A 15,889-nucleotide genomic window follows, 5' to 3' on the forward strand; every position below is an offset into this window, starting at 1 on the left:
GATGTTATTCACCCTGGCCAACCTGTTTCGGGTGGACCAAATGATACGTCAGTGGGAGAGATCTCAGTAAAAACCGGAAATAACGCCAGAAATGGTGGAAAAAATAGCCTAAATAGGCTGATTCGATGTGTTTGCGGGAAAAAAATCGGCCCAGATCCGCGAAATTTTAATCAGCGAGTCAGCTTGGGAAGAAATGACCTGCTTATTCGCACCTTCCCTAACATCACGGTGTATTAATCAACGGGGAGCAGGTCACCAGAGAGAGCTCCCATCGCTTCGCGACGGGCCCCGACCGGAGAAGCAAATTAGTTACAGCATTCAAAAGGAAGTTCATCATAAAACCGGCGCCGGTTTGCCGGCCAAGTGCCCCTCCCCACCACTGAAAAGCGAGGCCGCCCCGGGCCGAAGGCCCGGAACAACGTCGCTTTTAATGATGGATGTTGTAACTAGAATTCTGAGTGGCTGTGAGTAGTGTCGCTGTGAGTTTTTAGTACACGCCCGTAAGCGGCCCTGACGGCCCGCTAACGCGGAGATACGCCCCGACTGCGGCTACGCCTTGTCGTGACCACTCCGATGGCGCACAGATGCTTCTGCGTCGCGATTAGCGGGTTATGGCTTTGCAGGGAAGGGGGGGTTGATAGCGATCCTCTATAGATCAACCGGCTGCGCCGGGCTACGGCGCCACTAACCAGAAGAGCCACATTCAGCTCAAGCTGGCGCCTTCATGCGCCTGCGGCGCATTTCCACGAGACTGGCTAATACACCAAACGTCTATGTACTTCACTGGTAAACCAGGTTATGAATAATAATCGCTCAAATTTGATAAGGATATTGATATAAAATGAACAACCCATCAATAATCGACTCGATGGTTGACAGCATGCTGAGCATAGAGCGCAAAGACATGCTGATAGATGCATGTCGTAAACTTTTCATTGAAAAGGATTTTTCAAACATGCGACCATCCGTTCAGGAGGAATTAAAAGCCATCTTCGATGAAGATAATATTCCTGTTTCTGAATCTCCTCGATTAGCGTTAGGAATGAGTGCTCTGCTTCTGGCAAAAGAATCAAACAATGACGCACTGGAACTATTAGCAACTCAAATTATGAATATATCCGATAAAGCAACGTTGCAGAAAGCATTCGAAATGGTCAGACAACAGCTATTCGATCCTCGCTAACGGAGAGGTCTTCGTGCGCAGTACGCATATAAGAACCTAAATAAAAAGGTCTGCGACCTCAAATGGTCGTAGTATGAAAGGATGGAAAAAATATGAATAAAGAATACGTCGAATTTTTAAAAATGCTGTCTCCGTTTATTATACTTGCTATTTCAACGATATTAATACCCTGGATTAAAAGGTTTTATTCTTCATATATTTCTTTTTTCTCTTTACCTACGAGTAAGAAAATAGAAGCAATAGAATATATCAATGGTTATAAAAAAAGTAGTAACACCCTGGAAAAACTAAAGCACAAAATAATAATAAGCGATTATAAGCTGCATGAAAATACCGATTTATCAAAGTGTGTAATTAGTTTTTTCTATGAGGATATAAGTAAAAACGGATACTTCGCAAAAAGTTTATTACGCATTAAAGGGCTGTATGTCATTGAAAATGGTAGAATTCGTGTAAATGTGGGAAATGTTCTGTTCGCCCTGGCTTTTTGGTTGTTTACATTTTTCACATACTACCTGGCTTATTATTTTTCGGCGGACTGGAACAAGGGTTTGCCTAATGCTATCTTTCCTTTTTCACTTATTGTAGCAGCAGTGTTTTATACATTCCTTATAATGATTGTTTCAACTAGATTTATATCTGTTCTTAAGAACAAAAAACGGTTTAATAAATATCTTAGTAGTAGATTGTAATTAATCTTAGGTATACTTGCTTAAAAACTATTGTTGTTTAATGTAAGAGGTGGGAAGTGAACAGAAAGCAGTTTATACAGAGTCAGGGAGCAACCTGTAAGAACTGGAACTGGAGCTGGTCTTTCATCAGCCATGACCGCCAGTTCGTGATTTTTGGTGCCTGGGACTCTGAACGTGAACAGGAGCGCGCAGTTATCCTCCGCGAAGAATGGGAGTTTAGTGCCAAGAATAAGAGACTACCGGGTTACACTCAGGCTATCGAGCATCTTGGCTACCTGAACGAAGGATATGACCTGTACACCTTCAATATGATTCACTCCCCAAAGCCTGATAATCCTGACGTAGCGTCGATCAAAGGTTTCGAACATCGCATTGAAAAACGCTATCTCCGGAAGGAAGGGCGTGTCTGGTATGCCGATACTATCGGCCATGCCTATCCTGAAGAACTCAGCATGCCAGAGCAATATACTGAAGGTGCCCGAAAGGTCATTACCGTCAACGCCTATGAAAGAAGTTCTGAAGCCCGGAAAGCCTGTATCAGGCATCATGGTACCGTCTGTAAGGGCTGCGGATTCGATTTCGAAAAAACCTATGGAGACCTGGGCAAGGACTTCATCCACGTCCACCACATTAACCCCCTGAAAACTATTGGCGAGAGCTACCAAATAGACCCAGAGAACGATTTGGTTCCTCTGTGCCCTAACTGCCACGCGATGGTGCACAGATCGAATGAATCCAGACCATTGTCGGTTGATGTGCTGCGCAGCATAATTAATGAAGCTAAAAAACGGATTGGTGCTACTGAATAGTTATCGTCTACGGGTTCGTTGCCATTACATATTTGTCAGGGATGCTTAAGAATTGATAAACACGGATAAGACCGGACATCTGGCATGGTGCGCACTTGTCGCACTACAGCTGGCCCGTCAGGACGGCCTGATAAGCTCTGAATCGCAGGAAAATCTTTTCATCACGCGCTGGTTTGCTCTGGCCAAAAAGCAGCGTCGCTTCTCGCGTGACCTGGCCACCGACATCGACTGGATACTGAACCAGGGACGGTCGCTGGGTATGCGCGCCCGCTTGAAGCAAAAGCTGGACTATATCTGGCGCAGCTGCAACGGTGAACTGCTGGAGCAAAATGATATGTTCCGGCTGACCTATGCTATAGAACTGGCAACTCAGCATTACTGGACCTACCACGCCCTTAGCGACAGAGACTGGAGTGGCCGGCGCCGAATCCAGACCTCGGCATCAGTAAACAGCATCTGTCTTCTGAAAAGCGCTCTGGACATCGCCTTCAATGAAGAAGGAAAACAAATATTACCGGTGCCAGCCCGAATAAGCGGGCAGGTTGAAGCGCTCAATGCGTTGCTGAAAAGCTGTGGCTGGATAGCCGTTCCTGAAGGAGATGCCTGCCTGCCCCACCAGTTTACGCTGATGGTCAGACAGGGATAAAGAAAACTGAAGACATGAAGTCCTGGCGCGCAGCTGCGCTGTTTTAATACATGCAGGCTAATGACTTCTCATCCTGATGACAGATAAGGAATATGTAATGGATATCGCGCTTTTTCCCGGGCAGAGTCGGCGTCAGTGGGCTGATACGATGATTAATCTGGAAGCCCGTAAGCTTGTGAATACCGCAAATACTGTCGCAGCAATGCACCTCAGTGATTCACTGACCCGTCTGAAATTCGTGGATGAGATAAGAAAGGTGGTCATGCAACAGTTTGAGGCGGCAAGGAAAGCAAAGAGTGATGAAGAATGTATTGCCTGCCTGAAAAACCTCAGGACTGAAAATGAGTTCCTGCTTGAGCAGTCGCGTATGCTGAAAACCGGTTATGCCCGGATCTACGCTGAAATACAGTATGTAACAGAGCAGAATAAAATTGTCGGATACTTCATATCCGGAATTAAGGTCGTTCTTGCCGGCGTTCAGGCTGTGTTTGGCGGTGTTATGATCGCCTCCATGACGCCAGCTGGTATGCTTGCCGGTGCCATTCTGGTCGGTGATGCTCTTAATACGGTAACAAGGGAAGCAGCCCGTCAACTCCTGAATGAAACTGCTTCAGAGGGTATCCTGGCGGATGGCGCCATGACCGTAGCGGAATTTATGGGCTTCAGCCGCGATGTCGGCCTGGGGATCTTTAATGCAACCACGCTTGCAGCCAACGTTTATGGTGTGTTTGGTCTGACCGGGAAAGCTGAGGCCTGGCGTCTTTTCCGTTATCTTCCCGGAGACTATTACCGCAAGGTGGAAACCATGTCTCCGGGCAGACTGACAATGAAGGTTCTGGGATGGGGAGTCAGTGCAAAAGTGGTACTGGAGCTACTCACCCACGATCAAAATCGTTCGCGTTAGTTTTTAATAGCTTCCAGGATTTATAACCAACCTTGATAGGCATCACCAGGAGAAACACCATCACCAGGAAAGCTGCGGCTATCGCGCTAGAGATTGTCTGTGTGGTGCTGCCTAAAATTGTACTGAGGATTATAATCACGACCATAACAGTGGTGACCCAAACGAACATTTTGAAATAACGGGAAAGATCTAACAGAACCCTGTCCAGTGAATCACCTGTTACAGTGTAACGCTTGATTCTCTCTATTTCTTTGCTGCTAAAACCTGCCGCAATAAGTTCGTCGTTCTTCACTGTCATGAACGTCTCCTTCAACCTGAAAAGAATACTCAGTGGCGGATCTGCGCCAGGTCGTCTTCACTCAGACCCGTCATTTTCATGACGGTATTGCGATCGATGCCGTTCTGCAGCATGGTACGGGCAACTTCCAGTTTGCCTTCGTTGCGGCCTTTTTCAATACCACGCTCTTCGCCTAGCTGGATGCCCTGCTCGATCCCCTGCTGGATACCCTTCTCAATACCCTTCTGCTCAAGCTGTTGTGCGATGGTCATAAGTGCGTCTCCGTGTTGCGGCACACGCTGTGCCAGTTCGCGTACAAAGGCTTCGGCGTCTGATGTTTCGCCAGCCTGTACTATATAGTGTACCAGTGATACTACCTGCGATGAAGACAGATAACCTGCCAGTAAGATGGGCGCCAGTCTGTCAATCAACTCGGCAAGATCCCGCTGGTGAATATGTTTCTGCAGTAAGGTCAGGGCGGCCATGCTGCGATGGCCAGCGATTTCATCATCCGGAATGACCGTAACGTCTACCAGCGGGAAAGAGCAGCTGTAAAGGGAGCCTGCCAGCTGCGGATCGTCAAATTCATCCAGCCACCGGGTGGAGTACGGATACGGGCTGCGCTTACCCGTATAGAACAGAACGGGTATCACCAGGGGCAACTTCTTATGGCCCGCTTCCAGATGACGCTGCATGGCAGCCACGGCATAGCGTATCAGGCGAAAAGCCATATGTTTGTCTGGCGAAGACTGGTGTTCAATGAGCACGTGAACGTAGCCATCACCGCCGGTGGTTTTCAGGCTGTAAAGGACGTCGCTGAAATACTGGCGGAGATCATCCTCGACGAACGAGCCGGATTCCAGCTTCAGCGTGCTGAGATCGCAGACTGCTCGTAACTCTGCGGGCAGGTGGATTTCCATAAAATCACGCGCAACATCTGGTTGCGTCAGGAACTGCCTGAACGTGGCATCGTGGGGTGTAGGTGTGCTGCTTTTCTTCTTCATCAGCCCTGGCTCTGAAAAATGACCCTAAGATGCTATCACAACCCGTAAAAAGCTAACATTGGCGGTGAACTGAATTGCCATTCCTTCAGGGGACTTTGCCGGTGTGGTTCGGTCCCCTTCCCTGTCATTCTGTTAACCGGACGCTAGGCGAACTTTTCCTCACCCACGCCGCCTGTTCTGATTACCTGGCCAGTGCGAGAGTCAGAAGCTGGAGAATAGAAGTCTATAATGATTATTGTAGTACATTTGTATTGCTTATGTGTGCTAAATGGATTACAAGTATTCCTGTATACTAACCCTAATCTGGAGCCGTCATGATGAGCAAGCTACAGGAAAAATCTGCGCGAATAGTTGCAATAATGAACAACAAAGGCGGTCCTGGTAAGACCAGTTCAGCGACAAATCTTGCTGTCCACTTTGCCCGAACTGGAAAGCGCACGCTGCTGATTGACTCCGACCAGCAGGCCAATACAACCGAAGTGACCGCAAATGGCAAAAAGTATTATTCCATGTACGGCCCTACAATTTGCGACCTTTATAGTAATTCCCGATTTGATATCCGTGATGTCATCATTCCTGCGATGGCCGGTGAAACGCCTATCCCTAACCTTAATCTGATCCCGTCCGACCCTACGTTTGAAAAAATTATCGAACAGACACTTACACGCAGTCACCGCGAAAAAATCCTGGGCCGACATCTTGAGAAAGTTCGCGGCGAATACGATTACATCATTATTGACTGCGCACCAGGGCTCAATATCGCAACCGGCAATGCCATTTTCATTGCCGACCATGTTCTTGTTCCTGTCGACGGCGGGAGTTTTTCGCTTAGTGGCCTGGAAATCATGCTGGACTACATGGATGAGATCTCTGAGGAAGATTACTCGCGTTTCAGCGTATTTCGTAATAACTACAACGGCGCCAATAAGAAAATTAACGCCTATATCGATACCGTGCTGACTTCACATGAGAGAATCTCACCGCGCCTGTTGAAGAGCCGGATTCGTACTGATCAGGCAATAGTGCAGTCGCAGGTGGCTTGTCTCCCACTTTATTACTATCAGAAAAGCGCAATGGCTTTAGTTGACTACGGCAAACTGGCTCGCGAGCTAGAAGAAATTATCAACAGTGAGGCAGCATAATGTCTAAAGAACTTGTTCGACCAAAAATGGAAAAACCGGAACGGGCCAGAAAAGAAAGCAGCCTGACAAATATTGCTGCTAAAAAGAAAAATACTACAGGTGAAACGCCCAAAACAATACGTATGACCCCCGCCGAAAAGGTGCTTGCACAGGAGCTGGTCGAACAGATCCAGGCGCTGACACATAAAAATATCACAGTATCGACGTTGTTGCGCGCAGGGCTCTACCTTGCACAGTCAGCCGGGCCAGAGAAGGTGCTAAAAGCAATTAAGGAAAATATCTAATGTATTACTTACGTAATACATTAGTATTAACTTTGTAATATCAGGGGTTGATCTTTATACAATCAATCTCTATTATAGTTGCAGGGTATCGCAAGTACCCTGCATCAATAGGACTACTTTAGCTTACAGATTGCGGCGGATACCAGGCATGGCAAAGCAATGCAGAATAGACCTGCAAGCCAGGCAGCTGGCCCCGCCGCAAACCCAATAGCCGACAATACTGCTGTCACTTTAGCGAATAAAGCGGCATGTATAGTTTGCTCAACCAGACCCGCAAGCACGCCCACGGAGATACTTTTTTTACTCAGGATTGAAGATCCGCACCAACTTGTAATCATACAGGCAAGTGCAATGCAAAATGCACCAGCTGACCAGGTTGCAAGCCCAGCGCCAAATCCAATAGCCTGAAGCACCCCAATAGCCCAGGTTACGAGTTCCTGATGGATAGATTGCTCTACCAGACCAACAAGCGATCCGATACAGATTTCTTGTTTATTGAGGCCAAATAACCCACGGCGTTTCTTACGGGGGCGTTCTGGATTTCCATAATGCGTGACGTCCGGACCAGAGATGATTAGAGCTTGAAAATACGTTTTTGTAGACATAGTAGTCTCCTTGGTTAGTTATTGAGTTATTTCTCCGAGTTACAGCATTCAAAGTTTTCATTTAGAAACCTTTCAGATTGTTAAAAAATGGTTGGCAGTAATAGCCACGTGATACTTCTTCATTAGTTGTCAGTTCATTTCAGTTCCTTATTCGCGAAGCGCGAAAGCTGTTTTTTGGGTATACGAATCCATCTCCGCAGTAGCGGAATAAAGAATCGCGTCATTTGCTTCGGGCACAAAAAAAGCAGGCCCGGGCGCACCGGTGCCTGCTGTCTTGGCTGAGCCAACAGAACAGGGAACCGGATAGTATTATTCGAATCTGGGTTGCCCTGGCCTCTGTCGGCCACATGACAGTATTCTCTGTCATGTTCAGAATAAGGTTATCTTACCCTAAAATAAGCATGTTTGTCAATAGTCAACATATATTTTTAGTTATTTTCTTCCTGCTTCGCCATTTTCGCTATTGCGTCAACGATTATCACGTGCTAAGCGCAATCTCCCTATAACTCTTACGATGAGAATTTCCCCTTGCAGCTGCGTTGCCTGGCACAATGGGTCAGGCCTGTTCTTCTGTTACCATTTCCGGCGAAAACCAGAGTAATGGAGTAAACCAGGTCAGCGGTGCAGATAATATTTAACTTAAGTGCATATATCGCAATATGCCGGAACCAGCACGTAATGCACCCGGCTGCGGTCTGATTTTCACCATCAGGCGAAATAAGACGGCAACAGAATCACTGTTGAGTGGGGTGTGCATCATTTTTTATTATAATGTCAGAAGGCCTGATGGAAGTCAAAATATATTTGATCGGAGGATTGACGCGTGTGCGGAAATAGTATCTAAAAGAATATCTGAAAAAGTTTCTCTTATTTAATTAATGTCTGGTACTTAGACATTCGTTACGTTGAGTTTTTTTGTTGTACTTATTACATAAAATATATGTATATAAGTATGACGAACTAATATCGTACTGAGGACTATTTTGCAGATAAGTATGTTGTCCGGTTAAACAACATTCCTTCAGGTTTCCTTAGTCAGGATAGTTCTTCAGCTTCTGAACTATCCTGACTTACAGAGTACTGCTACCGCAACCCAGTGGCAGGTAAGTAATGCCGGCTTCCTTACTGGTTTCCGAACTTGCGATGTAGTCGTCTGGTGAGAACGTCAATCGACTCCTTACGCCCGGAAAAGAGGTCATTCACGACATACTCCATAATCTCGAATGCCGCTTCGATATCGCCGGTTGTCACTTCATCATAGGTATGGCTGCCGGCGTTACCCAGGAATTTAATGGCCATCAGCGTGTCCTTGTAGGGAGTATATTGCCCGTCAAGCAGTTCGATACGTTGATGAAGATTAATGCGTTTATTTTTATCGTTATGCTCAGGAACACCAATTGCCGTCAGCATTCTCTCAACCGAGATCCTGATTAAGTTGGCCGCAGACCCTGGCTGGCTGAGATAGACAGAAAAAGAAGCTGTAATAGGCCCGGTAATCTCCGCCGGACATTTTCCGGGAAGTGCAAATGGGTGCAACGTCGGAACAAAGCTCATTGGTTTATACCAGGGAACATAATCACGATTTCGCATTTCATCGTCCCATTCTTCCTCCCAGCCTCCCTTACCAATACAGACAACCACTTCATCGCAGTTTGCCCGGGAACAGTGCGCCATGCAGCTGAATACCGTCTCATCCATATAAGGTTCAAACCATTCCTCATTCTGAGCTCGCCTGCTTTCCAGCAGTGACTTCATGTAGAAACTCTCGTTGTCAATGAGCAACGTTTTCTGGCCACATGCAGGGCATGGCCATTCCACGTTCAGGCTCCCGAAAAATCTAGCCGAAATTTTATGAACAGACATTTAATTGGACTCCGAGGGTAATAATGATGAGATTTGAATCAGATCTTCAAATTCAGTGATAACTCGCTTTCAACATAATCCATAAACCCTTCAGGAAAAAGAGTCACGCCCCTCGATTATCGACATGTCGGATAAATGGTTTTCGACTCTTCTCCATTTCCTGCCCTTTCCGTTTTCCGCTAAAGTCGGCACGCCCGAGCCGAGCTAGCATACGAGACTTTAACGAGATTTTTTTGAGTGAAAAGAGCATTATTGTTATGACAGCCGGTGTCATTTTTCGTATGATGACTTTGTCATCACCTCGGGCGTTCCCCTCTGGATCATTACCAGCCTGTAATGGGTACAGGGACTTCCGGCTGTAGCCGGTTTGTAGAAGGAAAGCCTCATGAAACCGAAAATTGTTCCGGTCACCCGGTATACACGTTTTCGTTTCGGGCGCGTAGAACATGTGCGTAAGCACATGCGCTCGCTCCCGAATCGTTAAGTGAATGGTGCCCGCAGGTGATGATGCTCCGCTCCAAAGCCGAAACTAAATAGCTTCCTCTTGCTTTTCATCCATCATTGAGCAGTAATGTCTCAGTTCGTCCATTTCTTCAAAAATCTTTCTGAAAAGCCTGAAATATTCGCTTTTATCCATAATGCCTGTAGAAAGAATATTTCTGCCATCTGAATGAGAATGTCTGTTTATGGCCCGATAGAATGAATCATAACGGCCTTCGGCGTGGTCAGAAGCCAGAGCTGCAAGCGTTTTTTCCAGTTTCTCCTCTTTGCAGGCAAAGCTGAAATAGTATTCAAGAATATTCCTCATCGTATTAGGCAGCACAATAAGCTGACTCTTGTTGTCCCGCACGTCCTTGAGTGTCTGCCACAGAGCCTGATACTCGTTAAGCATTTCGTGCATGGATAAAGGGATACAGTCGCTGTGATCATTCTTGACAATACGCAGCAGTGACCAGCCTTTAGGGGCATCGAGTTTACTCTCCAGCCTCCTCACGGACGTCAGCAAAATTTCCTGGAAAAAAAACAGGTTGTGAGTGAGGATTACCAGATGGCGGGCTGTCTCAGGTTTAATAATTTTTCGTTTTATCAGCGAGGCTACTTCATAAATGTAATTATGTGAGAGGCTGGATATCGGATCATCAATTACTATTATCTTCCGGCCATCGTGGACGGCATAGGGCGTAACATTGCCGGTGCAGGATTCGATAAAATAGAGCAGCGCAATAAGAGTTTTTTCACCCTCACTCAGCGTTCTGAATACTTCTCTTTCCCCTGGGTCGCTTGCACGCCTAAGCCGGTAAAGCTTCATCTCCTCGTCATGGCAGCATATGTGGAAGTCAGTTACGCCCAACGCTTTGAGATTATTATTGATGGAGTCGATGGTAGGTTGAATGACTGAAAGTTGCCCTACAAGCCGAGACGTTTGCTCCCCGAGCTGCCTTCTTTCAGTCAAAAGAGCTGAGGCCTGTTGCTCGGCTTTTGTTTTCTGAGCCCTGACCTCATGAAGTTCAGCCGTCAGTGCCACAAGATACTCGTCGCAAATCTGGCGCAGATACGTGTCGACATCAGCCTTTAATCTCGCCATTTCTGCATCGTAGTTATCGGCCAGCTGGTTGTTCGCAGAAACGGTATTATTTATCTTTTCTATATTGCTGATGAGGGTATTGCGCGCTTCAGAAATATCAGCCATATCGTACATCTCAGAAGGTCTCTCGAGTTTGTTGAGGATGGTCTGATAGTTTGTCTGACTTATCTGAATAAGTAACTTGAGTGAGCTGAAAACCTCATCACCTTCGCTTACAGCGGGATGTCTGAAAACTCTCTCGGACAGGTCATTGAGATAGTCAATATTGTCCGCTAATTCTTCTGCCGCCTTGTTTATTACATCGATCGCGTCGGTGTAGCTTTTGTCATACATCCTCGCCATTTCTTCGGCAAAATGGGCTGTATCAAACGTGTTCTGACAGAAAGGGCAGACATCGTCACGAATAAAGCTCCTCCCCTCTCTGACCCAGTCGGCATTTCCCAGATTCGCAATGAATTCGGCAAATTGTGTCCCTGACGCGGGCTGAAGCGGTGAATAAATTAGCCGGATCACATCAGGGTTGAGCTCTGGCGGGAGGCTAAAGCTGATATAAGGTAAATTTGTACCTTTGCTATTCTGCAGGTTTTCAAAACGAACAGAAAGTTCATCCGCGTCCAGTTGATTGACTGCAAGGGGAATATCTTTTATTCGATCATAAAAATTTCTCTGCTGCTTCGCTCCCGTAAGAAAAGACGAGAATCGAGTCCGGTCAGCGGATGTCCTTTTAAACATTCTGGCAGCGCAGTTATTTATCAGGGTCAACTCCATTTCCGCCCGCCCGGCGATTTCAGTGTTAAGTTCGCCTATCTTTGTATCTGTTCGTGCTATTTTGTTTCTATTACTATCAACCTGTTCCTGAATATCTTTATTGTGCTCGCTAAGTGTGAAAATGCCCGGCTGAACGTTCTCAAGGCTAAATTTTCTTTCGATATAATCCTGATTAAAGACAAGCGGAAATAAATCTTCCTGACTTTCAAAACGGCACTTGCGGTACTTTTCCGGATAATAGCCAGAAAAATAGTTTGATATCGTTGATTTTCCAGAACCATTCTGGCCATAGATGAGCGTAACCTTGTTGCTCAGGTCGATACGCACATCTTTGTCTGCACTGTAACTTCTGACGCCCCTGATCGTTAGAACAGCCACGCTTTTTCTCCTTGTTTCTACAGCAGTAAGTATTCTGTCCTTGCGCACTTTACGTCCCGCGCGCATTTGAGTGCTCGGAATTATCTTACCTCCTTTCTCTGGATTTTCCTTTTCCGATTTCCGCAATTCCAGGAATCTGATGACACGCTGAGGGCAGTTTGTCACAGAACACAACATACAGCCCTTTCCTCCCCCTCTGAACCCATCATCCAGGTAAAAACGATCCTTTTTCGATCCTTTCCCGATCCCTTTCTGCTCACCGCCTCCGATTAATTGTTTCCTTTTTATGGTATATATCCAGGAAGCGGAAATTCAGCGCGCACCGCTCTGCGGGTTTTTTCCGTGGCAACGGGCTTCAGGAGCAACGAAAATGACGGCTGAATCAGATCAGATTGCGCTACGTGAAAAATGGCTGTCCGGCAGGGGTGTGACGCGGCAGAATTTACGTAGCGTCACCAGAAAGACGGGGACACCATGAATCTGCCCTCCTTTAATAGTTCCTTCCCTGCCCTGTCCCCACACGGACAGCCGGCCGGTATGGACTACGGCCGTGCGCTCTCCCTTCGCGAGATGGCCCGGCATTACACTGAGCTGCCAAAATACCTTCTGGCGCCGGAAGTGGCCGCGCTGCTGCACTATGTCCCGGACTGGAGCCAGCACGCTTTTTTCAATACCCTCTGGAATACCGGAGCCCGACTGAACGAATGTCTGGCCATACGACGACGGGATTTTCATCTCAACGAGTCCATTCCGCACGTCGTACTGCGCACGGCCAAACAGCGACGCGCCGGTGGCGGCCGCCCGCGTAAGGGAAAAAGCGCAAACCGGGTGGTGCCGTTATCGGACCCAGCCTACGTCGATGAGATGCGCAGGCTGTTTGCCAGTACGAAGGAGCAGTTTGAGGACGACCCAATTACCGGTGAACGTCGCGCACAGCCGGTGTGGAAAGTTACCGACCGGACGGTGCGTAACTGGCTGGGCCGGGCTGTCGATGCCGCATATCGCGACGGCGTTAAACTGAGTATCGACGTCAGCCCCCACACGTTCAGGCACAGTTTTGCGATGCACCTTCTGTATGGCCACGTTCACCCGAAGGTTGTTCAGGGACTGCTGGGCCACGAGAAGTTTGAAAGTACCGAAGTTTATACGAAGATTTTTGCGCTGGACGTGGCCGCCAGTCAGCAGCTGCGGTTTACACTCAATACGAGTGACGCACTTCAACTGCTGCGCGATAATAATTAATGTAGGGAAAATCACATGCTTGATGATGATGAAGCAGACCAGGCCCACCGGGCACCTGAACTCAGTCCGGACGTTCAGGCTCTGATCAACAACGGACTGGAATTTCTGGACAAGGCAAGGGAGGAGCTGGAAGCGGCAAAGCCAAAGTTTTCGGTTGTCAGCTTCTGGACTGCCGTTGAGATACTACTGAAAGTACCTCTCGTACACGAGCACTGGACGCTGGCTTGTTCCGGAAAAAAAATTGTCCGAAGTAAGTATGTTGCAGGCGACTTTCAGTCTGTGACTTACGATGAAACCTGTGCCCGCCTCGGTGATATCCTCGAGAAACCCTTGCCAAGAGAAACAATGGCCTTTTTCGATAAGGTCAGGCAGCATCGCAACCGGGTGGTTCACTTCTATCATCCCTCATTCAGTGACGCTGAACAGGAGCAGATCCAAAGAGAACAAGCAGATGCCTGGTTTGCTCTAAACCGTCTTATGCGCGATGACTGGAAATCCCTCTTTGGTGTGCGCTTACGTCAGAAGCTTGCTGGTAATGAAACTATGATGCTCCGGGGGAATGAGTTTTACGCTGCTGCGAGACTAAGGCAGATTCAATCTGAAGTTGACTCGCTCGTCAGGAACAATGTTGACGTTCATGAATGCTACCAGTGCAAACAGAAAGCATCGGTCACTCTCACAGAGCCAGACGTAGACCCTCGTTATGTTTTACAGAATACCACCTGTCAGGTCTGCTACGTTTCTTCATCATGCATTTTAATCAATTGCCCAGAATGTAAAAAGAGCCAGACTCTTTTTGACGGAGGGGATGACTTTGCTTGTATTGGATGTGGGTTCGAAAGCAGCAGAATAGCGTTGCTTGATTCACCGTTGCGTACTATCGATGAACAGACCCTAAACATACTACCTGCTGGCTGCACCGACTGTATGAGTGCTGAGAGTGTCTGTAAATCAGGTGACGGGTATCTTTGTGTTGAGTGTTTAACGTTTTCAAGCACATTAAAGCAGTGTGGACATTGTGGTCGTTTTAGCGATTATGTACCTGAACTAAGCTTTATGACAGGGTGTGCGTTCTGCGATGGCGACGACAGTTTCTATAAGAATAACTTAGGTTCATGAATGTCAAAAAGATTGCAAATGAAATACATTTGTAATCCTTTTTTTTAATTTTTACTAATGCCAATGCAATGCTAAATGTAATTCAAATGTAGTTCATGTGTATTTCTTAAGCAATCCATTTAGAAGGAGGTAGCATGTCTACATGGACCGGTATAACTGTCGGAGAATTTGAGCTGTGCTCTATGCAAGACGATTATGAGCAATGGTATTTCAGAAACAGCGATCGTATCCGAGACATTGTGGGTGGAGATAAGGACGGGGATCACCGCAATTCATTTATTGGATACCGAGCAGAAGTAGGAAAGATTCGCCGGCGGATGGAGCTTCAGGGATATCACAGAGAATCTCTGGAGCGCCATTTTAGGGAGTGCCTTGCGAACTGGCAGGAAGCAATGGAGAAAGAACTTACTGAACTAAACAGCAATGATTTCTCAGATAATGGCGGTGAAGGATACCCCAGGTACTACGAACTCAGAAAAGACTGGCTGATGAAAGCACTGCCAGCTATTGCTGAAACCACCCTTGATGACTGGCTTGAACGGTTACCTCTGGCTGCTGCAGCTGAAGTGCCAGAATCACATCAATTATTTGCTTGGAACCGAACCAGCGATCCGCTGTTATCGCTGATGACCAGCGACTTTGACAGACATAACCGCTGGGTACTGGCAGGGGGGTATAGTTTTCCCTGTACAGATCCTGAGTTCTACGCTTGCGCTGTTTTACTTGCCAGCAATGAGGCCACTCTATGTGAGCTTGACCTCACAGAATTGATTTGCGACGAGCTCACCGACAGAATATGAAAACCAGTATTATCAACGGCTCGGAAGTGTCTAGATTATCCGTGGCGATTCACTTCCTTTTCGTCATGCCTGTCAGAGTATGTCCGAACTGGGAGAACTTGCTTCTGCCGGTACTGAGAATACGATACTTATACGTATGTGCTATTCAGGCATCATTACTGTGATGGAGGCCTATCTGGCAGATATCTTTATACGTGCAGTGAAGCAGCCATCGATTCAGCGTAGGTTTGTAGAAAAATACGAAAAGTACCGTAAAGGCGATAAATTCACATTATCGGAGCTGTACACAGTACTGGAGAACCTGGATAAAACAATCGAGGAGGAGCTCAACAAGCTGACTTTTCATAACATCGCAACCGTCACTCAGCTATGGAAGGTGCGAATAAGCAGGTCATGTCTTCCCAAGCTGACTCGTTGATTAAAATTTCGCGGATCTGGGCCGATTTTTTTCCCGCAAACACATCGAATCAGCCTATTTAGGCTATTTTTTCCACCATTTCTGGCGTTATTTCCGGTTTTTACTGAGATCTCTCCCACTGACGTATCATTGGGTCCACCCGAAACAGGTTGGCCAGGGTGAATAACATC

Annotated in this window: 18 protein-coding genes; 12 read left to right on the forward strand and 6 right to left on the reverse strand. The window is 47.0% G+C overall.

Annotation, left to right across the window (positions count from 1 at the left end):
- The 7 genes from C3451_RS24670 to C3451_RS23145 form a co-directional block, all read left to right on the forward strand.
- The coding region (locus C3451_RS24670) for a hypothetical protein (RefSeq protein WP_002906209.1) at positions 1 to 70 on the forward strand (70 nt) is incomplete at its 5' end.
- Positions 52 to 237: a hypothetical protein gene (locus C3451_RS24780; RefSeq protein WP_307723336.1), complete on the forward strand. Its 186-nt coding sequence runs from the start codon at positions 52 to 54 to the stop codon at positions 235 to 237. The genes C3451_RS24670 and C3451_RS24780, both read left to right, overlap by 19 nt.
- A 604-nt stretch (positions 238 to 841) precedes the next feature.
- On the forward strand, positions 842 to 1,183 hold the full coding sequence (locus tag C3451_RS23125; RefSeq protein WP_023307206.1) for a hypothetical protein: 342 nt from the start codon (positions 842 to 844) through the stop codon (positions 1,181 to 1,183).
- Positions 1,184 to 1,275: 92 nt separating this feature from the next.
- Positions 1,276 to 1,875 carry a hypothetical protein gene (locus C3451_RS23130; RefSeq protein ID WP_032627110.1) on the forward strand — a complete coding sequence of 200 codons (600 nt, stop codon included), beginning with the start codon at positions 1,276 to 1,278 and terminating at the stop codon, positions 1,873 to 1,875.
- Positions 1,876 to 1,931: 56 nt separating this feature from the next.
- Positions 1,932 to 2,684 (forward strand): HNH endonuclease, encoded by a 753-nt coding sequence (locus C3451_RS23135; protein WP_032627113.1) that lies wholly within the window; start codon positions 1,932 to 1,934, stop codon positions 2,682 to 2,684.
- A 52-nt stretch (positions 2,685 to 2,736) separates the two neighbouring features.
- A complete protein-coding gene (locus tag C3451_RS23140; protein ID WP_032627115.1) occupies positions 2,737 to 3,330 on the forward strand; it encodes a DUF2913 family protein in 594 nt (197 codons plus the stop codon).
- Between the two features lie 97 nt (positions 3,331 to 3,427).
- Positions 3,428 to 4,234: a DUF4225 domain-containing protein gene (locus tag C3451_RS23145; protein WP_032627117.1), complete on the forward strand. Its 807-nt coding sequence runs from the start codon at positions 3,428 to 3,430 to the stop codon at positions 4,232 to 4,234.
- Here C3451_RS23145 and C3451_RS23150 read toward each other — a convergent pair.
- Together C3451_RS23150 and C3451_RS23155 are read right to left on the reverse strand one after the other, a co-directional pair.
- Positions 4,206 to 4,532, reverse strand: a complete 327-nt coding sequence (locus C3451_RS23150; protein ID WP_032627119.1) for a hypothetical protein — start codon at positions 4,530 to 4,532, stop codon at positions 4,206 to 4,208. The two genes, C3451_RS23145 and C3451_RS23150, sit on opposite strands and share 29 nt — an antisense overlap.
- A gap of 29 nt (positions 4,533 to 4,561) precedes the next feature.
- Complete coding sequence (locus tag C3451_RS23155; protein WP_032627121.1) at positions 4,562 to 5,515, reverse strand: Rpn family recombination-promoting nuclease/putative transposase; 954 nt, start codon at positions 5,513 to 5,515, stop codon at positions 4,562 to 4,564.
- Positions 5,516 to 5,829: 314 nt separating this feature from the next.
- On the opposite strand from C3451_RS23155, the gene C3451_RS23160 reads away from it, so the two are divergent.
- Positions 5,830 to 6,657: a ParA family protein gene (locus C3451_RS23160; RefSeq protein ID WP_032627123.1), complete on the forward strand. Its 828-nt coding sequence runs from the start codon at positions 5,830 to 5,832 to the stop codon at positions 6,655 to 6,657.
- A complete protein-coding gene (locus tag C3451_RS23165; protein ID WP_032627126.1) occupies positions 6,657 to 6,941 on the forward strand; it encodes a hypothetical protein in 285 nt (94 codons plus the stop codon). Before C3451_RS23160 ends, C3451_RS23165 begins: the two co-directional genes overlap by 1 nt.
- Positions 6,942 to 7,054: 113 nt before the next feature.
- Here C3451_RS23165 and C3451_RS23170 read toward each other — a convergent pair whose 3' ends face one another.
- From C3451_RS23170 to C3451_RS23180, 3 genes are all read right to left on the reverse strand, one after another.
- Positions 7,055 to 7,546 (reverse strand): hypothetical protein, encoded by a 492-nt coding sequence (locus tag C3451_RS23170; RefSeq protein WP_058609986.1) that lies wholly within the window; start codon positions 7,544 to 7,546, stop codon positions 7,055 to 7,057.
- A 1,122-nt stretch (positions 7,547 to 8,668) separates the two neighbouring features.
- Entirely contained in the window at positions 8,669 to 9,301 is a 633-nt protein-coding gene (locus C3451_RS23175) for a DUF4145 domain-containing protein (protein WP_223862080.1), read from the reverse strand.
- Between the two features lie 637 nt (positions 9,302 to 9,938).
- Positions 9,939 to 12,140, reverse strand: a complete 2,202-nt coding sequence (locus C3451_RS23180; protein WP_063139394.1) for an AAA family ATPase — start codon at positions 12,138 to 12,140, stop codon at positions 9,939 to 9,941.
- Between the two features lie 474 nt (positions 12,141 to 12,614).
- On the opposite strand from C3451_RS23180, the gene C3451_RS23185 reads away from it, so the two are divergent.
- From C3451_RS23185 to C3451_RS23195, 3 genes are all read left to right on the forward strand, one after another.
- Positions 12,615 to 13,382: a tyrosine-type recombinase/integrase gene (locus C3451_RS23185; RefSeq protein ID WP_102751752.1), complete on the forward strand. Its 768-nt coding sequence runs from the start codon at positions 12,615 to 12,617 to the stop codon at positions 13,380 to 13,382.
- 15 nt (positions 13,383 to 13,397) lie between these two features.
- Complete coding sequence (locus tag C3451_RS23190; RefSeq protein ID WP_102751751.1) at positions 13,398 to 14,501, forward strand: hsdR; 1,104 nt, start codon at positions 13,398 to 13,400, stop codon at positions 14,499 to 14,501.
- 134 nt (positions 14,502 to 14,635) lie between these two features.
- Entirely contained in the window at positions 14,636 to 15,301 is a 666-nt protein-coding gene (locus C3451_RS23195; RefSeq protein WP_113788218.1) for a HEPN/Toprim-associated domain-containing protein, read from the forward strand.
- 518 nt (positions 15,302 to 15,819) lie between these two features.
- Here the strand turns inward: C3451_RS23195 and C3451_RS24675 are convergent.
- The coding region (locus C3451_RS24675) for a hypothetical protein (protein WP_240034227.1) at positions 15,820 to 15,889 on the reverse strand (70 nt) is incomplete at its 5' end.

This window comes from Enterobacter sp. 301B, from assembly GCF_003850715.1.
Taxonomy (GTDB): domain Bacteria; phylum Pseudomonadota; class Gammaproteobacteria; order Enterobacterales; family Enterobacteriaceae; genus Enterobacter; species Enterobacter intestinihominis.